The following is an 18,464-nucleotide window of genomic DNA, read 5'->3' as shown; positions in this document are numbered from 1 at the left end:
CCTCGTATGGATAGTGGCACTTTCTACTATCGGATAGCTACAGTATCCATACCTGGGGCCATCTCGGGAAGGGGTTTCGGAGCGTGCGCGTAGCCGAGTTGAGCAACCGCAGCGGTGTGCCGGTGCCGACGATCAAGTACTACCTGCGGGAGGGGCTGCTCCCGGCGGGTGAGCGGACCAGTCCGAACCAGGCCCGCTACTCGGAGGAGCACCTGCACCGGCTGCGGCTCGTGCGCGCGCTCGTGGAGGTGGGCGGGCTGTCGATCTCGGCCGCGCGCGACGTGCTCGGGGCGCTCGACGACCCGGACAAGTCGCTCTACAAGGCCATGGGCACGGTCGAGAAGGCCGTCGTGGCGCTGGACGGCGAACCGTCGTCGGACGAGGTGGCCCACGAGTGGGTGCGCGAGTTCGTGACGCGGCACGGGTGGGAGCTGGAGGAGGACTCGGGCGTCTACGCGACGCTGGTCAACGTGCTCACCACGGCCCGGCAGGTCGGTCAGGACACGTTCGTCGACGTGCTGGACGACTACGCGCGGGCGTGCGTCGACATCTCCGAGCGAGACCTGGACTGGGTCATGACGGCGCCGTCGCAGGACGCGGCCCTGGAGATGGTCGCCGTGGGCACGGTGCTGGGCGACGCGGCCCTGGCGGCCGTGCGCAGGCTGGCCCGCCGCCACGCGGCCCAACGCCGCACCGCCCCCCCACCGCCCTGTCCCTGAACGTGGGACTCGAGGGCCGCGAACGCACGACACGCCCGGCACGAACGCACGACACGCGCGAGTCGTAAGTCCGACCCGCGCGTGTCGTGCGTTCGGGACCCGCGTGTCGTGCGTTCGTGAACCCGGTGCGGTCAGGCGGGCGGTGGGGTGGCCAGTGCTTCGGCCAGGGCCGTCGCGGTCAGGTCCACCTGCCAGGAGCGCGCGCCGCCCTCCCGGAGGGTGGCGGCCACGCCGGCGGGGGAGAGGTCGGCCGGCGGCCGCCAGCAGGTGCGGCGCACCAGGTCCGGCAGCAGCAGGTTCTCCACCGGCAGGGTGTTGGCCTCGGCGATGGCGTTGAGCGCGGTGCGCGCGGCGGCGAGCCGGGCGGCGGCGGCCGGGTCCTTGTCGGACCAGCGGTTGGCCGGCGGCGGGCCGTCGTGCTGCTGCGAGGGCTCGGGCAGTTCGGCGCGCGGCAGGGCGGCGGCCTTCTGGAGGGCGCCGAGCCAGACCGACACCAGGCGCCGCTGCGCCCGACCCCGGAACACGGGGAGCGCGAGCAGTGCGGCCTCGTCGGCCGGACCGCGCACGGACGCCTCGACCAGGGCGCTGTCCGGCAGCACCCGACCCGGTGCGATGTCGCGCTCCCGCGCCAGCGCGTCACGCGCCTCCCACAGAGCCCGCACGGCGGCGAGCTGCCGCGGGCTGCGGATGCGGTGGATGCCCGACGTGCGGCGCCACGGCTCCGCGCGCGGACGCGGCAGGGGTGCCGTGCGGGCTGCCTCGAACTCCTCGAGGGCCCACTCCAGCTTCCCCTGCCGCTTCAATTCCTGTTCGAGCACGTCACGCAGCTCGACCAGCAGTTCCACGTCGAGAGCGGCGTAGTTGAGCCAGTCGGCGGGAAGGGGCCGGCGCGACCAGTCGGCCGCACCGTGCCCCTTCTCCAGCCTGTAGCCCAACAACCGCTCGACGAGCGTGCCCAGCGCCACCCGCTCGAAACCGGCCAGCCTGCCCGCCAGCTCGGTGTCGAACAACGTGCTCGGGCGCAGCCCGAGTTCGGCGAGGCACGGCAGGTCTTGCGACGCCGCGTGCAACACCCACTCGGTCCCGTCCAGCGCCTCGACCAGCGGATCGAGCCGACCGCCCAGGGCGATCGGGTCGACCAGCACGGTCCCGGCGCCTGCCCGGCGCAGTTGCACCAGGTAGGCACGTTGCGAGTAGCGGTAGCCCGAGGCGCGCTCGGTGTCCACCGCGACCGGACCCGTCGCCCCGGCGAGCGCATCAGCGGCACGCCGGAGCGACGGAGCGTCGGCGACGACGGGTGGAACCCCGTCAGCAGGTTCCACCAGCGGCACCGGATCAGCTCCGGTTGGTTCGGTTGGCTCGTCGGAGGGTACGTCCACGGCGGATGACCCTACGACGAACGCACCACTCGCGGGTGTGTTCGGCCGGTTCAGTGTGGCGACCCGCCTCAGCGGATCACGCCGGCACGCATGGCCAGCGCGACCATCTGAGCCCGATCCCCGGTGCCCAGCTTGCGCCCGATCCGCGAGAGGTGGGACTTCACCGTCAACGCGGAAAGGCTGAGCGCTTCGCCGATCTCCTTGTTGCTCTGGCCATCGGCGACCAGCTGGAGGACCTCGACCTCACGCGCGGACAGTTCCCGCGGCGTGTTGTCGGTGCCCGGCACCCTCGTGCCCGCGGCGAGCACGGGCGCGACGCTCGGATCTGCGTAGACGCCGCCGTCGAGGACCCTGCGCACCCCGTCGGTGACCACCATCGGAGAGGCGGACTTCAGGAGGTACGCCTGGGCGCCCGCCTGGAAGGCCGACCTGACCGCGTAGGGGTCGTCGGAGGACGCGAGGACCACGATGCGGGGCCAGCCCTGGGCACGGAGTTCCGTGACCAGGTCGATGCCGGTGCCATCCGGCAGGCCCAGATCGAGGATCGCGAGATCGCACGGTCCGGTTGCGAGAGCCCGCGCCCGAGCTTCCGCGACCGAAGCCGCCTCATGCACTGTCCCGGCTCCCATCTGGGTGAGCCGAGCCGATATCGCCTCCCTCAGCAGTGGGTGGTCGTCGACCACCAGCACTGAAAAAAGCTCCTCCCGCGGGTGCGGGACCATGTTCGCCGGCAACGAGCCGGCTGGCGTGGTACGAACGGCCTGACCTAAGCCGACGGCAGCCACGTCACTACCTCCCTGGAGTCGGTCGTGCCCCCCGACCGGCACCGGGACTTTCGTCCAATCAGCCGCGCCACTGATCGACCGAAAGTGGTGTCGTCTGGGGCAGCGTAGCCGCCCAAGCGGGTCTACGGGACGATCAATCGGGTATCTATCGCGAACGAGTTGTCACTGTTGGCCCCCGTTGTCACACGATCGGTGGACAACTGCGAAGGTCGTGTAACGCGAACCGTTCTCATGACGACATCTAGGAGTTGCCCGTGTCGAGGACCACGAGTCGGGGTAGGGCCGAGGAACTGCTGGCCCGCGTGCCACTGGTCGACGGGCACAACGACCTGCCGTGGGCCCTGCGCGACCTGGTCGACGGAGGGCAATTCGGTGAAAAGTCAACGGCGGGTCATCCCGCCGCGAGCGCATCCGTCGTCGACCTGACGACGCGCCAGCCCGCGCTCCAGACCGACCTGGTGCGCGCCCGCGAGGGCCGACTGGGCATGCAGTTCTGGTCCGTGTGGATCCCCTGCAAGCTGGCGGGCGACGCAGCGGTGACCGCCGTCCTGGAACAGGTGGAGCTGGTCCACGACCTCGCCGCCCGCTACCCGGAACACCTGAGGATCGCCAGGACGGCCGATGAGGCCGAACGGGCGTTCGAGGACGGGCGGATAGCCTCGCTGATCGGCGCGGAGGGCGGGCACTCCATCAACGGGTCGCTGGGCGTCCTGCGGGCCCTGCGGCGGCTCGGCGTGCGCTACATGACCCTCACGCACAACGAGAACACCCCGTGGGCCGACTCGGCCACCGACGAGGCCGTGCACGGCGGGCTGACCGGGTTCGGGCGCGAGGTCGTGCGGGAGATGAACCGCATCGGCATGCTGGTCGACCTGTCGCACGTCGCCGCCACCACCATGCGCGACGCGCTCGACGTCAGCACCAAGCCGGTCGTGTTCAGCCACTCGTCGTGCCGCGCGGTGGCCGACCACCCGCGCAACGTGCCCGACGACGTGCTCGAACGCCTCGCCGGCAACGGCGGCGTGTGCATGGTGACGTTCGTGCCGCACTTCGTGTCGCAGCCCTACGTGGAGTGGGACGCGAGGCTCAAGGCGGCCATGACGGCCGCCGGTGAGAACCACAACGACCTCGACGCCCGCCACCGCTTCGCCGACGCGTGGCCCGAGCCGACGCCACGCGTGACCATGGACGACGTCCTGGCGCACCTGGACCACGCCCGCGAGGTCGCCGGCATCGACCACATCGGCCTGGGCGGCGACTACGACGGCACGCGGCAGCTCCCCGAGGGGATGGAGGACGTCGCCTGCTACCCCGACCTCTTCGCCGCCCTGCTCGACCGCGGGTGGAGCGAGGACGACTGCGCCAAGCTCGCCGGCCGCAACGCCCTGCGCGTCCTGCGCGACAACGACTGACCCGGGAGTCCGACCCCCGGGTGTCGGACTCCCGGGGCTTGGACGTACGACTCGCGGGTCAGCGGAGGGTGGTCACGCCTACCGGGGGGAGGCCCACGGCGGTGGCCATCAGGTCGTAGAACGCGGTGCCGTGGGCGCTCAGGTCGGCGTCGCGGGCCGTCCAGGAGGCGCGCAGCTCCAGGTCGTCGGTGCGGGCCGGGCCGGCGATGTCGCCGAAGCGGGCCGACGACGTCTGGGTCACGGTGCCGCCCAGCGCAAGGTAGGGGGCCCCGGCGACGTCCAGGGCCTCGACCAGCCACGACCAGCCGACCTCGGGCAGCAGGGGGTCGGCCGCCAGTTCCGCGTCCAGCTCGACGCGCACGTAGGCGACCAGCCGGAACACGCCGGACCAGGCGTCGACGCCGTCCGGGTCGTGCAGCAGCACCAGGCGGCCGGTGGACAGCTCGTCCGCGGGCCCGGTCACCTCCGCGGTCAGCGCGAAGGCCCAAGGCGCGAGCCGCTGCGGCGGCCGGACCTCGGTCAACTCCAGCTCCGGCCGGGTCCGCACCGACCGCAGCGTCGCCACCGCCCGCTGGAAGAGTTCGGGCTCCGTCACACCTCGGACCTTAGGCCCCCGAACGCCCCGGGGCGCGTGCGGCACGCCGGGCCCGACGACGCCGGACCTGACGACGCCGGCCGACCACCACGTGGGACGATGGGGGGCGAGATGAACGACATCACCGAAGCCCCGTTGCTCGTCGCCGCGCGCGGCGGCCGGCCGTCCCGAACCCCGGTCTGGTTCATGCGGCAGGCGGGTCGCTCGCTGCCCGAGTACCGCAAGCTGCGCGAAGGCACCGCGATGCTGGACGCGTGCCTGGACCCGGAGATGGTCTGCGAGATCACGCTCCAGCCGGTCCGCCGCCACGACGTGGACGGCGCGATCCTCTTCTCCGACATCGTCGTGCCGCTCAAGGCCGCGGGCATCGACCTGGACATCGTGCCCGGCACGGGGCCGGTCGTCGCGAAGCCGGTGCGGACCAGGCAGGACGTCGACGCGCTGCCCCGGCTGCACGAGGAGCAGGTGCGGCCGGTCGCCGAGGCCGTCGGGCTGCTCAACGACAACCTGGGCGGCGTCCCGCTGATCGGGTTCGCGGGCGCGCCGTTCACGCTCGCCTCCTACCTCGTCGAGGGCGGCCCCAGCAAGAACCACGAGCGCACGAAGGCGCTCATGCACGGCGACCCCGAGCTGTGGCACGCCCTGCTCGGCCACCTCGCGGACATCACCGCCGAGTTCCTGCGCGTGCAGGTCGCGGCCGGCGTGAAGGCGGTGCAGCTGTTCGACTCGTGGGCGGGCGCGCTGTCCGAGCGCGACTACCGCGAGTTCGTGCTGCCGCACTCCACGCGGGTCCTCGGCAGCGTCACGTCGGTGCCGCGCATCCACTTCGGCGTCGGCACCTCCGAGCTGCTGCCCGCGATGCGCGAGGCGGGCGCGGACGTGGTGGGCGTCGACTGGCGCACCCCGCTGGACGTGGCCGTCGAGCGCCTCGAACGGGCCGCGCCGCACCTGCCCAAGCCGGTCGTGCAGGGCAACCTGGACCCGGCGCTGCTGTTCGCGGGCCTGCCCGCGCTGGAGCGCGAGGTCGAGCGCATCAAGCGGGAGGGCCGGGCCGCCGCCGGGCACATCTTCAACCTCGGCCACGGCGTGCTGCCCGACACCGATCCGGACGTCATCACCCGGGCCGTCGAGATGGTGCACGGGTCCGCGCGGTGAGGCCGTCGCGGGTCGCGGTGGTCGGCGGTGGGATCTCCGGCCTGGCCGCCGCGCACCGGTTGCGGCACCTGCTCGGCCCGGACGCGGAGATCACCGTCGTCGAGCAGGCCGACCGGCTGGGCGGCAAGCTGCGCACCGCCGAGGTCGGCGGTCGCGCCTACGACGTGGGCACGGAGGCGTTCCTGCACCGCAGGCCCGAGGCGGCCGAGCTGGTCACCGAGCTGGGCCTGGCCGACCGGCTCGTGCACCCCACGGGCGCGCCCTCGACCATCCACGCCGCCGGCCGCACCCGCCCGATCCCCGTGCACACCCTGATGGGTGTCCCCGCGTCGGTGGAGGCGGTGCGCCAGGTGCTGTCCGACGAGGGCGTGCGCCGGGTCGCCGCCGAACCGGAGCTGCCGCCGATCCGCCTCGACGGCGCGGACGTCGCGGTCGGCGCGCTGCTGGCCGAGCGGTTCGGCCCGGAGGTGGGGGACCGCCTGGTGGGGCCGCTGCTGGGCGGCGTGTACGCGGGCCGCGCCGACTCGCTCGGGCTGCGCGCGACCATGCCGCAGCTGGCCACCGCGCTCGACTCGGGCGTGGGCTCGCTGGTGGCCGCCGCCGCGACGACGATGCCCGCCCCGCCCCAGCCGAGGGTCGCCCGGCCGCCGGTCTTCGGCACGCTCAGCGACGGCCTGGCGAGCCTGGTGCACCGCTTGGCCGAGGTGGCGGGCGTCCGCACGAGGCTCGGCCTGCCGGTCCGCGCGCTGCTGCGCCGCGAGCGCGGCTGGCGCCTGGAGATCGGCACGCCCGCCGCGCCCGAGGCCCTCGACGTGGACGGCGTGGTGCTCGCCGTGCCCGCCCCGTCGGCCCGCAAGCTGCTCGCCGACGTCGCGCCCGCCGCGTCGCGCCGCTACGCCGAGGTGGAACTGGCGTCCATGGCCGTGGTGGCGCTGGCGCTGCCGCCCGGCACGGCGCTGCCCGAGCGGTCCGGCGTGCTGCTGGCCGAGGGCGAGCGCGGCCCGGACGGCGTGCCGTACACGGCGAAGGCGTTCACGTTCTCCAGCCGCAAGTGGGCGCACCTGGCCGGCGAGCCGGTGCTGGTGCGCGGCAGCGTCGGCAGGCACGGCGAGGAGCACCTGCTCCAGCGCGACGACGAGGACCTGGTCGCCGCGGTCCGGCGCGACCTGGCCCTGCTGGCCGGCGTCACTGCCGTGCCCGTCGACGCCGTCGTCACCCGGTGGGGCGGTGGTCTGCCGCAGTACGGCGTGGGCCACCTCGACCTGGTCCGGGCCGTCGAGGACGCGGTGGCGGAGGTGCCCGGCCTGGCCGTGGCGGGCGCGACGCTGCACGGCGTGGGCATCCCGGCGTGCGTCGCGACCGCCGACGCGGCCGCGGCCCGTGTCGCCGCTCACGTGCTCGGCAGGGTCCGCTGACCACCCGCAGTGAGAGGATTGACGGCATGTCCCGCTTGAACTACACCGAGCTCAACGACACCATCCGCTACACCATGTGGTCGGTCTTCCGGGTGGAGCCCGGCCGCCTGCCCGATGACCGCGGCCCGGCCGCGGCGGAGGCCCAGGAGTACCTGGACGGCCTGGAGGGCAAGGGCGTCGTGGTGCGCGGGGTGTACGACGTGGCCGGTCTGCGCGCGGACGCCGACTACCTGATCTGGTGGCACGCCGAGGAGATCGAGCAGGTCCAGCAGGCGTACACCGGGTTCCGCCGCACCGCGGTGGGCCGCGCCTCGACCCCGGTGTGGAGCCAGGTGGCGCTGCACCGGCCCGCCGAGTTCAACCGCAGCCACATCCCGGCGTTCCTGGCCGGCGAGGACCCCCGCAAGTACGTCTGCGTGTACCCGTTCGTGCGGTCCTACGAGTGGTACCTGCTGCCCGACGAGGACCGGCGCCGCATGCTCGCCGACCACGGCAAGGAGGCGCGGGACTACCCGGACGTGCGCGCGAACACGGTCGCGTCGTTCGCGCTGGGCGACTACGAGTGGATCCTCGCCTTCGAGGCGGACGAGCTGCACCGCATCGTGGACCTGATGCGGCACCTGCGCGGCACCGAGGCGCGCCGCCACGTGCGCGAGGAGGTGCCGTTCTACACCGGCACCCGCGTGCCGGCGGCGGAGCTGGTCGCCAACCTGCCCTGACGGAGCCCGCCCTGACGGAGCCCGCCCTGACGCAGGGGCGGTGGGAGGGGCTCCGGCGCGGACGCCCCTCCCACCGGCTCAGCCGGTGATCCGGTAGGCCCGGAGCACGGAGTGCTCGAACGTGTTGCCCCTGCTGTCGGTGCCCTTGGCGCGCAGCGCCGCGAACCCCGCCCCGGCGGGGTTGCGCACGAGCGCGGAGTTCCCGACCACGGGCACCGCCGACCACGACTCCCCGTCGTCGAACGACACCTCGACCCGGACGCCGCGCACGCGGCCGGCGTCGGCCCCGTGCTGCTGCTCGACGGTCAGCGGCACGCGCAGCACCCGCCCGGCGGGCGTGCCGCCGGTCGCGTCCAGTTCCGGCGTGAACCGCACCACCGACAGCGGCAGGGGCTTCACCCGCTCACCGGTCACGGTGTCCGAGCGGAACGTCCACCGGCCGCTGACCCGCGTGGCGAACTCGGAGACGCCCGGCGCGCGGGTGAGGTCGGCCTCGATCCGGTAGCCGGCCGGGCCGGTGGGCACGGTGAACACGCCGTTGGGGCGGGCCGTCGAACCGACCTCCACGCCGTCGCGGTACAGCGCGGTGCGCGCGGTGGCGTAGGCGGAGCCGCCGAGGTGGTTCGCGGAGTCGTTCAGCAGCGGGATGCCGACCTGGACCTCGTCGCCGAGGCGACCCGCGTAGGTGTACCGCTCCCCGGGCAGGCCGGGCCCGAACACCGGGGACAGGAACCGCTCCCGGTAGGTGCGGCCCGCGCGGTACGGGCGGTCGCCCGCCGCCTCGTAGTCGGCCTCGACCGTGAAGTCCCCCGAGACCTGGAGGACCACCCACGTCCAGGTGAAGTCCTCGACGGTGACGAGGTCGACCACCTCGCCGCCGGGGGGCACCGGGAACAGGGTGGCCCAGCCGCCGCCGCTGTCCGGGTTCACCGCCATGCCGCCGTGCAGCACCCGCCTGCCCCCGGGCACGGGCCCGAGCGCGGTGCGCACCTCGGCGAGGTCGCGCCTGGCGGGCGCCCGGACGAACCCGGTGGGCACCTCGCCGCGTTCGATCCAGGCGAACCGGTAGTTCACCGGGGTGTCACCGACCGGGACGCCCTCGTACTGGGCGCCGACCGACACGGCCAGTTCGTCGTCGGGCAGCGCGGGACCGGTGTGGGCGAGGGTCAGCGATTCCGGGAACCCGCCGATGAACGCCGAGCCGACGCTGGTCCTGCGGTCCCCGCGGGTGCGGGTGACGCCGATGTCCGCGATGGACGGCGTGGCGCCGGGGTCCGGCGCGGTGACCTCCACCGGTTTCGCGGCGCGCGCGTCGAACACCACGGTCTCGGCCTTGGTGACCGACAGGCTCGGCCGCGGCAGCAGCGCGTGCGCCGGGTTCTCCTCGTCCCCGGTGACCACGGTGACCTGCGCGGTGTACTCGCCCTTGGGCAGGCGGGTGGTGACGGCGCCGCTGTCGCCGTCGAGGAACGTGAACACGGCGTTGTCCAGGCCGATGATCACGCCGGAGTGGGAGAAGGGCTTCCCGCCGGTCGCGTCGACGAACCGCGCGGTGATGTCGTAGCTCTCCTGCTCGCGGTCGACGCCGATCGGCGCCCGCAGCGCGTCGCCGACGACGACGGCGCCCGAGTACGCGCCGTCGAGCGTGCCGGCGCGGGTGTCGGCGGTGACGGTGACGGTGGTCCGCCCGCCCGCCGGGATGGCGGCGGTGGCGGGTTCGGCGGTGAACAGGCCGGCCGGCGCGGGCTTCCCGTCGGGGCCGGTCGCCTCGACGGTCACCGGTGCGGTGACCGCCCGCGGGCCCGTGTTGTGCAGGGTCAGCTGCTTCGTCACGGGGGTGTCGTCGTCGTGCGGCCACGGCTGCGAGCCGAACGACAGCGACGGCGGGTCTGCGACGACGGCGGCGGTGATCGCCTGCGCGAGGTCCACGCGGCCCGCGCCCTGGTCGAACGCGGTCAGCTCGGGGTTGGCCTCGGCGGACGCCATGAGGGCGGCCTTGATCCGCGCGCCGGTCCAGTCGGGGTGCTGCTGGGCGAGCAGCGCGGCGGCGCCCGCGACGTGCGGGGTGGCCATGGACGTGCCGGAGGCGGCGACGTGGTCGCCGCCGCTGTTCGCCTCGGCGGCCACGATGCCCACGCCGGGCGCGGTGACGTCCGGCTTGGGCGCGCCGTCGCCGACGCGCGGGCCGCGGCTGGAGAACGGCGCGATGCTGTCGTCGCGGTCCACCGCGCCCACGGTGAGCGCGGACTCGGCGCTGCCCGGCGAACCGATCGTGCCGGGCCGGCCGGAGTTGCCCGCGGCGATGACGAACAGCGCGCCGCTGCTCGCGGACAGCGCCTCCACGGCCTGTTCCAGCGGGTCCAGGCCGGGGGCGTCGGTGCCGCCGAGGCTCACGTTGAGGACGTCCGCGCCCTGCTCGACCGCCCACGTCATGCCGTCGACGATCCAGGACTCCTGGCAGGCCGCCACCGAGCACACCTTGGCGTCGATGATCTGCGCGTCCGGCGCGACGCCCCGGTGGGGCGCGCGGGTGCTCGCGACGGTCGAGGCGACGTGCGTGCCGTGGCCCACCAGGTCGGTGGCGTCCGGGTCGCCGGTGAAGTTGCGCTCGGCGACCTGCCTGCCCACCAGGTCCGGGTGGTCCTGGTCGACGCCGCTGTCCACCACGGCGACCTTCACGCCGGCGCCGGTGTACCCGGCGGCCCACGCGGTGGGCGCGCCGATCTGCGCGGTGGAGCGGTCCAGCGTCGGCTCGCGCTTGCCGTCCAGCCACACCTTGGTGACGCCGGGGTCGGCGAGCAGCGCGGGCAGCGCGGTCGCGGACTTGGGCGCCTCGGCGGCCACCGCGCCCAGCGCGGCCAGCGAGCGGGTGACCCGCGCGCCGGACGCGGAGGTCCCGGTGACGATCAGCGGCACGGTGTCGCGCCGCGCGTCGTCGTAGCCGGCCTCCACCAGGCCGGTGACGTCGAACAGGCGCAGGTCGAGCCGGTCCTCGGCGAGCGGCCGGGCGGCGTCGCGCGGCACCACGTGCAGGTGCCCGTCGCGGTGGAACCGGTGGAACACGAGGTCTTCCCGGCCGGGGCCGGGGGTCACCGACACGAGCCGGTCGCCGGCCACGACGACCCGGTCGCCGGTGACGAGGGTGACGGTGCGGGGCAGGTCGCCGCCCGGCGTCCCGGTGGTGGGCGGTGGAGCGGTGGGTAAGGCGGCGGTGGTGGGTGGTGCGGCGGTGGGTGCCGGAGCGGCGGTGGCGGACGTGCCGCCGGCCACGAGGCCCGCGACGGCCAGCGCGACCCCCCAGCGCGTGCGTGATCGGGACATCAACACAGATACCTCCCTGATCTGGTTGCGTGCTCCTGACGCTAACCAGGGCGGAGGACCGGTTCAGCCACTGGAACGCCGCGCGGTTCGCCGCCGTGCGGCCCAGCGGGCGGCGATTCGTCTCAGGTGGCCGGTGCCGCGTGGGCGGGGCGGTCGCGAGCCCCGCCCACGCGCCGCGTCAGGCGACCTTGAAGGCCCGGACGACGGTGTGCTCCACCTCGTTGCCGTCGCTGTCGACGGCCTCCACCCGCGCCCGGTGCCAGGCCGCTCGCCGTCACGGTCACCGCGACCAGCGCGGCTCCCCACGTCGTGCCGCGCCAACGTGTGCTCTTCACAGGCCGTACCTCCCGATGGGGTGCCGCGCACCGCGGGGGCGCACGGCCGGAAGGGCTGTGCTACCCGGGGGCGGCCGGTGTACCGGGAGTGACGTCGCCCTCGACCCCGCCGACGGTGAAGGGGGCGGGAGGGGTGGGCAGCCGCTGAGTGGTCGGTTGGTTCTTGACCAATCCAGCCGAGTGAGCGGTTCCCTACTGCTCGGTGATTGACCCGTCGGCACCAACTGAGATGCCTGCTTGCGGCCCACCCGCTGGGCAGTCCGGACCGTTGGGGTAGGCCATGTCGGGGGTGACCCGGATTTCGCGCTCGACCAGCACGGATCCGGATTGGTCCAGCAGGCGCGCGGTCACCGCGACCGGCGTGGTCGGCAACCCGGGGACGTCGGCGAACCCGTGCCTGCCACCCGTCGGCTCCGACCTCGCGCTGCACGAGTCGTCCCGCCCGGTGCCGGTGCACGTCGACTCGACCGCCCGGCTCGCCGGGCGCAGCTCCACCGCCGGGGTCGCACAGGAGCCGTCCCGGCAAACCTCGATCTCGACCGCGGTCACGTCGGGGTGCCCGACGTCCACGCGGATGCCCACCGGCGTGCCGATCTCCGTGCACTCCGCGTGCCCGCCCGCGGTGACCGCGCCGCACGCCGTCGCGAGCAGCAGGGCGGTCAGCGGCACCATCCGTCTCCACATGCCCCGGTGACGGAAACCGGCACGCCTCAGGTTGCCCGCCGCCGCCACGGCTTCGGGAACCACTTCCCCATGAACCACTTCCCCTGTCGGGGCGGCTCCAGCTCGCCGCGTTCGACCGCCCACGCGGCGAACGCGGCGGCGTCCTCCCGGAACCGGCTGCCCGCCCGCCGGGGGTTGCCCGCGGCGTACTCGTCGAACAGCGGCCGGAACCGCTCGCCCAGCTCCGCGGCCACGTCCGGCCGCAGCGACCCCACGATCCCGCGCCGCTTGTTCAGCAGCGCCCGCTTCTCCGCCCGCACCATGCGCTCGTCGAACCCGGCGGGCGCCGCGCCGTCCGCCAGCAGCGCCCGGAGCAGCTCCGCCTGCGCCGCCCCCAACCGCTCGCGCTGCGGCCCCGTCACCTCCGCGCCCCCGCCGCCCGCGCCGCCCTCCGCTTCCCGACGACCTCGCGGATCGCGGCGAGCTCGGCCCGCAGTTCGTCGTCGGAGGGGTAGTCGTCGTCCCGTTCCAGCAGCACGCCGGGTGGGTCGGTCCGCTCGCACAGCCGGTCCAGGACCTCCAGGACCTCCGGCAGCACGGCGTGGGCGTGCGTGTCGTGGTAGACGCCCTGCTGCTCCACGCCGCCCGCGACGTGCACGTAGGCGAGGCGCTCCAGCGGGATCTCGTCGAGGAAGCGGTCCACGTCGGTGCCGAGGTTGCGGGCGTTGGCGTAGAGGTTGGCGACGTCCACGAGCAGGTGGCAGTCGGTGCGCTCGACCAGTTCGGCCAGGAACCGCCCCTCGGTCAGCTCCCCGTCCGGCCACTCCAGCAGGGCGGCCACGTTCTCCAGCGCCAGCGGCACCGGCAGGTCGGCCTGCACGGCCTTCACGTTGGCCACCAGCACGTCCAGCGCGTCCCGGGTGCGCGGCAGCGGCATCAGGTGCCCGGAGTCCAACCCGCCCGCCCGCACGAAGCACACGTGGTCGCTCACGAAGGGCGCGTCGAGCGCCTCCGCCAACGCGCCCAGGTGCGCCACCCGGGCCGCGTCGACGGGCTCGGCGCCGCCCAGCGACAGGGACACCGCGTGCGGCAGGACGGGCGTCCCGCGTTCCCGGAGGACCGTCACCGACTCCGGCAGCGACCCCACGTGCAGGTTCTCGGCCACGACCTCCACGAAGTCGACCGGCAGCCCCTCGACGGTCAGGTCGATCTCCGCCCGCCACCCGATCCCCACGCCCAACCCGAACACCGCGCCACCCGCCTCCGTCCGCCGTCGACCCGCCCGACTCAGTCCCCGCCGCCCCCGCCGCAACCGCCGCCGCCCCCGCCACAGCTGCTGCTACTGCTGCCGCCCCCGCACGACGAGCCCGAGCTCGACCCGCCGCCGCCGCAGCTGCTCCCGCAGCTCCCGCACCCGCTGCCGCAGCCCCCCGCGCCGCTCGACCCGGACGACCCGGACGACCCGCGGCGCCGCGGCCGCCGGCGCAACGTGGCACCCGCCGCGGGCGCGATCCCCAACCAGTCCGACCACACGACCCGTCCGTGCGCGCGGCCCAGCAACCCGTGGCACGCCACCAGGCCCAGCCGGTCGGACGTGGTCACCCCGCGGCGCAGCCGCCGCACCGCCCGCCGCCCGGCCCGCGTCAGCGGTCGCCGCGCGAGCGCCGCGACCACGGTCAGCACCACGAGCAGCGGCACGAGCAGGACCGGCAGCGCCACCGACCACCCCGCGAAACCGACCGCGAACAGGCTGCCCACGAACACCGCGAACCCCACCAGCCGCACCGCCGACCACGCCGAACGCCGTCGCGGCGACGTGATGAACCCCCGCGAGACCAGCTGCTCCCGCAACGCCCGCGCCTCGGCGCTCCCCGCCGCCTGCCCGATCACGCCACCGAGCGGCTGCGGCAGCGCGTGCAGCACGTTCGCCTGCAACGGGCTCCACGCGCGCCCCGGCAGGCGCACCGCGCTGACCAGGCCGCCGCGCGAGACCCGCACCGCGCCCGCCTCGACCAGCGACACCACCGCCACCTCGGCGGCCCGCCCCGGCCCACCGGCCAGGAACGCCTGCTCCTCGGGCCGGAGCTCAGGCGTCGAACCCGCCGTACCCGCCGAAGTCGGCGTCCAGGAACTCGCCATCATCACCCTCCAACCACTGCGCGGCCAACCACCCACCCGCGAACCACCCACCGGCCACCAGCCACCCGTTGCGGCGCTGCCAGCGCTGCGGCTCGACCACCGCGGCGCGCCTGCGCCGCGGTAGCGGACCCTGGGACGTTTCCGCAGGTGCGATCGGTTCCGCGCGTTCGCCGTCGAACACCGCCGTCTCCGCCCGCGCCGCCCCCTCGCGCGGCGCGGACGGGACGACGGCGGCCCGCGCGAGGCCGTACCGCGCGGTGATCTCGGCCGGGTCGACCGGCGCGAGACCCGCGGTGGCCCCCGCGAACGCCCGCGCGCCCCACCCGGTCAGGACGGGCGGCGGACCCAGCAGCAGCAGGACCGCGAGCGCGCCGGTGACGGACAGCGCGGCGACCGACTCCCACCCGCCCGGACCCGCGACCACGGCCAACGCCGCGACCGGCGCCAACGGCGCGACGGCGAGCGCCGCCCGCGCCAACCGGCGCCCCGGCGCCACCAGCAACCCCTCGGCGACCAGCCGCCGCCCGAGCTGCCGGGCGGGACCGGCGGTCGACGCCGACACCACCAGCTCGTCCAGGTCGCGCGGCCCGCGCAGCCCCGCCAGCAGCACGGCCTGCAACGCCGACGAAGGCCGCCCCTCCTGCTCCGGGACCGCGCTGACCAGCGACCCCGACACGCGGGCCAGGTTCTCCGCCACCAGCCCCGACAGCGCCACCTCGACCGCCCGCACCGGCCCACCCCCGAGGTAGCCGACCTCCTCGAACGACAGCGGACGGGACGGCGCGGCACCCGTCACCCGCTTCAGGCGCAGGCCCACGACCACCGCGGCCAGCAGCGCCGCGCCGTACCACCACAGGAACCCCATGGCCGCCAACCTAGACGGGACTCAGCCGCCACCGCCGCCGCAGCCGCCGCCGCAGCTCGACCCGCCGCCCCCGCCGTCCGACGACGAGGAACCCCCGCAGCCCCCGACCGAACCCGTGGTCGCGTACCCCGCCACGTACGGCCCGCCCGACCCGCGCCGCCCCGCCCCGGCGGGGCGCACCGCGGCCCGCAGCACCACGTTCGGGTGGACGGCGAACCCGTCGAGCGCGACCAGTTCCTCGTCGCGGCCCGACCGGCTCGCGCGGGCGCCCGCCACCGCCGCGTCCCCCTTGGCGGTGCGCGTCACCTCGCGCGCCTTGAGCAGCGGCCACACCAGCACCCCGGTCAGCACCAGTTGCAACGTCAACCACCCCACGGGCGCGCCGATCGCGATCCCGTTCACCCACCGCGCCACGCCGACCGCGAACAGCAGCGCCAGCGGCACGACACCCAGCCGCAGGCGGGAGCGCACCACGTCGGCGGGCACCACGTAGCCCTCGTGGGACAGCCGACGGCCGACCTCGCGCGGCGCGTCCTGCTCGGACACCGCGGTCACGAGCAACGTCATCGTCCGGTAGCGGTGGCGCCCGGCGTCGGCCAGCACCGCCCGGTCCACCGGGTGGTCGGCGTTCGGCGACCCGTTCAACCGCACCGAGCCGTTGCGCGCGGGCACCAGGGCGCCCGCGGCCAGCAGGCCGGCCAGCGACGCCTCGACCACGCGCCGCGGACCACCGGTCAGGTAGGCGATCTCCGCCACGCCGAGCACGCCTGCGGGGACGCCTCCCCGCGACCCCCGCAGGCGCACTCGGACGAGGATCGCGAACGCCGACGACAACGCCAGCGCGATCCAGTACAACTCCAGGAATTCCGGGCCCGAAAGCCCCCACGGTCGCTCCACGGTCCACCCCCTGCGGGCCTCGGCGGGAACCGGGTCCCGCCAACAGGAGCTCATCGTGTGCTCCGGGCCACACCCCGGCAAGGGGGCTTGGGCAAACCTTAGGGTTGCGACACCCCATCGGCCCCCGAGCCCCGCCGGCGGGCCCCCGTCAGGACGACGAAGCGCCGTCGACGCCGCCGGAGCCCTCGCCGTCCGTGCCCTTGATCCTGCGCATGTTTCCTCCCGGTGTGGACTACGTCGTCGTTCGGAGCAGCACCCTCAGTCTGCTCGACGGGTGCCGTCCTCGACCAGGCGCAAGCTGATGGAGTTGATGCAGTAGCGCTGATCCGTGGGGTTGTCGTAGCCCTCGCCCTCGAAGACGTGCCCGAGGTGGCTGTGGCACGTGGCGCACAGCACCTCCGTGCGCACCATCCCGAGGGTCCGGTCCTCCCGGAGGATCACCGCGTCACCCGCGAGCGGCGAGAAGAACGACGGCCAACCGCAGTGCGAGTCGAACTTCGTGTCACTGCGGAACAGCTCGGCGCCGCAGGCGCGGCACTCGTACACGCCCTCGCTCTTGGTGTCGGTGTACTCGCCCGTCCACGCGGGCTCGGTGCCCGCACCGCGCAGCACCGCGTACTCCTTGGGCGTGAGGATCTCCCGCCACTCGAGCTCGGAGTGGACCACCTTCGGGGTGGCGCCGACGACAGGTTCCATGCCTTCCACGTTAGTCGAAACTAATCGAAGAAGACGGTCAGCAGGTCGCCGAGGTAGTACCACAGGCTCACACCCACGCCCAGCAGGATCAGCGACACCAGGATCACCGCCGTGAGCCTGCGCAACCCGGCCGCCCGGTTCGCCGAGTCGGCGAACTGCTCGACCGCCGCCAGCGACCCCTCCACCGTGAAGTTCGGCGGGTGTCGCTTCATGCGGTCGAGGTGCTCGGCGAACGCCCGCGTCTCCGGGTCGTCCGGGTCGAGCCCGATCAGTTCGTCGTCGAGGTCGACGAGGTCGTCGTCACCCCGGTCGCGCCCGTCGCGCGAACGGTCGTCCGGGAGGTCTGCGGCACCGGCACTGGCCATGCCACGAAGCGTAATGGGCGGTTCAACCCGCGAGCACGGGAGAAGGCCGGATCGCGCCCACCGCCCGACCGTGCCCCAGCACCGGGAACGTCGCCAGCTCGTCCGGCGCGCCCGCCACCCCCAGCCGCCGCAGGGCCGCCACCAGCACGACCGCCCGCGCCCGGCTCGACCCGTCCGCGATCTTGCACGCCACCGCCTCGCCCGACGGCAGGCCGATCGCGTACACGCCCTCCGCCCCGTCCTTCGCCACCGCGCCGGGGATCGCCCGCATGAGCTTCGTGACGTCGCGGTCCGTGCCGCCGACCCACTCCGGGTGGGCGCTCATCGCCCGGGCGACGCGCAGCTCGTGGCCGTCGCGCGCGTTCGCGAGGGAACCGAAAGCCCTGGCCAGGCCGGTGAGGCTGATACCGAGCAGCGGCGCGCCGCACCCGTCGACCCCCTCCGCGCCGATCCGCTCGCCCGCCAGCTCCTCCAGGGTGTCGCGGATCGCGCCCTGGAGCGGGTGGGCCGGGTCGAGGTAGTCGTGCGTCGACCAGCCGTTGACGACGCAGGTCGCCAGCATCGCGGCGTGCTTGCCCGAGCAGTTCATGTACCGGGGGGCCTTGCCGAGGCCCCGGGCCAGGTGGGCCTTGAGGGCGTCCTCGCCGATCGGCAGGTCGGGCGTGCACTGGAGCGCGGAGAGCGGCAGGCCGTGCCGTTCGAGGATCGCGGTCACGCCCTCGACGTGGAAGTCCTCGCCGGAGTGGCTGGCGCAGGCCAGCGCGAGCAGCTCGCCGTCGAGGTCCAGCCCGTGGCGGAGCATGGCCAGCGCCTGCACCGGCTTGTTCGACGAGCGCGGGTAGGTGGTGTCGTCCGGGCGGCCCACCGCGAGCACCCGGCGGCCGTCGGCGGCGAGCGCGACCACCGAACCGTGGTGGACCGATTCGAGGAAGTCGCCCCGCCACACCTCGGCGACCAGTTCGTGGGCCATGTCCCGGGCTCCTCCCCGTCCGCTGTCGACTGTC

The 18,464-nt window shown here is 74.6% G+C and carries 18 protein-coding genes; 5 read left to right on the top strand and 13 right to left on the bottom strand.

What is annotated here, in order from left to right; genetic code table 11:
• The first annotated feature begins 83 nt into the window (after window positions 1–83).
• Window positions 84–719, top strand: a complete 636-nt coding sequence (locus CKY47_RS33215) for a MerR family transcriptional regulator (protein ID WP_306750310.1) — start codon at window positions 84–86, stop codon at window positions 717–719.
• Between the two features lie 131 nt (window positions 720–850).
• On the opposite strand, the gene CKY47_RS33210 is transcribed toward CKY47_RS33215, so the two are convergent.
• Both CKY47_RS33210 and CKY47_RS33205 read right to left on the bottom strand, forming a co-directional pair.
• Window positions 851–2,098 (bottom strand): ribonuclease D, encoded by a 1,248-nt coding sequence (locus CKY47_RS33210; protein WP_306750309.1) that lies wholly within the window; start codon window positions 2,096–2,098, stop codon window positions 851–853.
• A 68-nt stretch (window positions 2,099–2,166) separates the two neighbouring features.
• On the bottom strand, window positions 2,167–2,883 hold the full coding sequence (locus CKY47_RS33205; RefSeq protein WP_015099292.1) for a response regulator: 717 nt from the start codon (window positions 2,881–2,883) through the stop codon (window positions 2,167–2,169).
• A 254-nt stretch (window positions 2,884–3,137) separates the two neighbouring features.
• Here CKY47_RS33205 and CKY47_RS33200 point away from each other — a divergent pair, with 254 nt between their 5' ends.
• Window positions 3,138–4,295 (top strand): dipeptidase, encoded by a 1,158-nt coding sequence (locus CKY47_RS33200; RefSeq protein WP_306750308.1) that lies wholly within the window; start codon window positions 3,138–3,140, stop codon window positions 4,293–4,295.
• A 58-nt stretch (window positions 4,296–4,353) separates the two neighbouring features.
• Here the strand turns inward: CKY47_RS33200 and CKY47_RS33195 are convergent, their stop codons facing one another.
• On the bottom strand, window positions 4,354–4,890 hold the full coding sequence (locus CKY47_RS33195) for a DUF3000 domain-containing protein (protein ID WP_306750307.1): 537 nt from the start codon (window positions 4,888–4,890) through the stop codon (window positions 4,354–4,356).
• Window positions 4,891–4,989: 99 nt separating this feature from the next.
• On the opposite strand from CKY47_RS33195, the gene hemE reads away from it, so the two are divergent.
• The 3 genes from hemE to hemQ are packed head-to-tail and all read left to right on the top strand — an operon-like array spanning window position 4,990 to window position 8,179.
• Window positions 4,990–6,045, top strand: a complete 1,056-nt coding sequence (gene hemE / locus CKY47_RS33190) for a uroporphyrinogen decarboxylase (RefSeq protein ID WP_306750306.1) — start codon at window positions 4,990–4,992, stop codon at window positions 6,043–6,045.
• Window positions 6,042–7,460, top strand: coding sequence for a protoporphyrinogen oxidase (gene hemG / locus CKY47_RS33185; protein WP_306750305.1), 1,419 nt, complete (start codon window positions 6,042–6,044; stop codon window positions 7,458–7,460). The genes hemE and hemG overlap by 4 nt, the downstream gene beginning before the upstream one ends.
• A 26-nt stretch (window positions 7,461–7,486) precedes the next feature.
• Window positions 7,487–8,179 (top strand): hydrogen peroxide-dependent heme synthase, encoded by a 693-nt coding sequence (hemQ, locus tag CKY47_RS33180; protein WP_306750304.1) that lies wholly within the window; start codon window positions 7,487–7,489, stop codon window positions 8,177–8,179.
• A 78-nt stretch (window positions 8,180–8,257) separates the two neighbouring features.
• On the opposite strand, the gene CKY47_RS33175 is transcribed toward hemQ, so the two are convergent.
• The 10 genes from CKY47_RS33175 to CKY47_RS33130 all read right to left on the bottom strand — a co-directional run bounded on the left by CKY47_RS33175 (window position 8,258) and on the right by CKY47_RS33130 (window position 18,430).
• Entirely contained in the window at window positions 8,258–11,500 is a 3,243-nt protein-coding gene (locus CKY47_RS33175) for a S8 family serine peptidase (RefSeq protein ID WP_306750303.1), read from the bottom strand.
• Window positions 11,501–12,027: 527 nt separating this feature from the next.
• Window positions 12,028–12,507: a hypothetical protein gene (locus CKY47_RS33170; protein WP_306750302.1), complete on the bottom strand. Its 480-nt coding sequence runs from the start codon at window positions 12,505–12,507 to the stop codon at window positions 12,028–12,030.
• A gap of 38 nt (window positions 12,508–12,545) precedes the next feature.
• Complete coding sequence (locus tag CKY47_RS33165) at window positions 12,546–12,920, bottom strand: SCO6045 C-terminal-like domain-containing protein (RefSeq protein ID WP_306750301.1); 375 nt, start codon at window positions 12,918–12,920, stop codon at window positions 12,546–12,548.
• Window positions 12,917–13,747: an MbnB/TglH/ChrH family RiPP precursor modification enzyme gene (locus CKY47_RS33160; RefSeq protein WP_306750300.1), complete on the bottom strand. Its 831-nt coding sequence runs from the start codon at window positions 13,745–13,747 to the stop codon at window positions 12,917–12,919. Before CKY47_RS33160 ends, CKY47_RS33165 begins: the two co-directional genes overlap by 4 nt.
• Window positions 13,748–13,785: 38 nt before the next feature.
• Window positions 13,786–14,637 (bottom strand): TIGR04222 domain-containing membrane protein, encoded by an 852-nt coding sequence (locus CKY47_RS33155; RefSeq protein WP_306750299.1) that lies wholly within the window; start codon window positions 14,635–14,637, stop codon window positions 13,786–13,788.
• Window positions 14,585–15,502 carry a TIGR04222 domain-containing membrane protein gene (locus tag CKY47_RS33150; protein WP_306750298.1) on the bottom strand — a complete coding sequence of 306 codons (918 nt, stop codon included), beginning with the start codon at window positions 15,500–15,502 and terminating at the stop codon, window positions 14,585–14,587. Before CKY47_RS33150 ends, CKY47_RS33155 begins: the two co-directional genes overlap by 53 nt.
• Before the next feature lie 21 nt (window positions 15,503–15,523).
• Window positions 15,524–16,399: a TIGR04222 domain-containing membrane protein gene (locus CKY47_RS33145; protein ID WP_306750297.1), complete on the bottom strand. Its 876-nt coding sequence runs from the start codon at window positions 16,397–16,399 to the stop codon at window positions 15,524–15,526.
• A gap of 258 nt (window positions 16,400–16,657) precedes the next feature.
• Window positions 16,658–17,095 carry a peptide-methionine (R)-S-oxide reductase MsrB gene (msrB, locus tag CKY47_RS33140; RefSeq protein WP_306750296.1) on the bottom strand — a complete coding sequence of 146 codons (438 nt, stop codon included), beginning with the start codon at window positions 17,093–17,095 and terminating at the stop codon, window positions 16,658–16,660.
• Between the two features lie 20 nt (window positions 17,096–17,115).
• Window positions 17,116–17,460: a hypothetical protein gene (locus CKY47_RS33135; RefSeq protein ID WP_306750295.1), complete on the bottom strand. Its 345-nt coding sequence runs from the start codon at window positions 17,458–17,460 to the stop codon at window positions 17,116–17,118.
• A 22-nt stretch (window positions 17,461–17,482) separates the two neighbouring features.
• Window positions 17,483–18,430, bottom strand: coding sequence for an asparaginase (locus CKY47_RS33130; RefSeq protein WP_306750294.1), 948 nt, complete (start codon window positions 18,428–18,430; stop codon window positions 17,483–17,485).
• Between the last annotated feature and the right edge of the window lie 34 nt (window positions 18,431–18,464).

This window comes from Saccharothrix longispora (assembly GCF_030852425.1).
Classification (GTDB): domain Bacteria; phylum Actinomycetota; class Actinomycetes; order Mycobacteriales; family Pseudonocardiaceae; genus Actinosynnema; species Actinosynnema longispora.
This window is presented reverse-complemented; position numbering and strand designations above follow the sequence as displayed.

Coding starts and splice junctions, on each gene's coding strand:
- msrB (WP_306750296.1), bottom strand. CDS start 17,095: ATGGAACCTGTCGTCGGCGCCACCCCGAAGGTGGTCCACTCCGAGCTC.
- CKY47_RS33135 (WP_306750295.1), bottom strand. CDS start 17,460: ATGGCCAGTGCCGGTGCCGCAGACCTCCCGGACGACCGTTCGCGCGAC.
- CKY47_RS33130 (WP_306750294.1), bottom strand. CDS start 18,430: ATGGCCCACGAACTGGTCGCCGAGGTGTGGCGGGGCGACTTCCTCGAA.
- hemE (WP_306750306.1), top strand. CDS start 4,990: ATGGGGGGCGAGATGAACGACATCACCGAAGCCCCGTTGCTCGTCGCC.
- CKY47_RS33175 (WP_306750303.1), bottom strand. CDS start 11,500: ATGTCCCGATCACGCACGCGCTGGGGGGTCGCGCTGGCCGTCGCGGGC.
- CKY47_RS33170 (WP_306750302.1), bottom strand. CDS start 12,507: ATGGTGCCGCTGACCGCCCTGCTGCTCGCGACGGCGTGCGGCGCGGTC.
- CKY47_RS33155 (WP_306750299.1), bottom strand. CDS start 14,637: ATGGCGAGTTCCTGGACGCCGACTTCGGCGGGTACGGCGGGTTCGACG.
- CKY47_RS33150 (WP_306750298.1), bottom strand. CDS start 15,502: ATGGGGTTCCTGTGGTGGTACGGCGCGGCGCTGCTGGCCGCGGTGGTC.
- hemQ (WP_306750304.1), top strand. CDS start 7,487: ATGTCCCGCTTGAACTACACCGAGCTCAACGACACCATCCGCTACACC.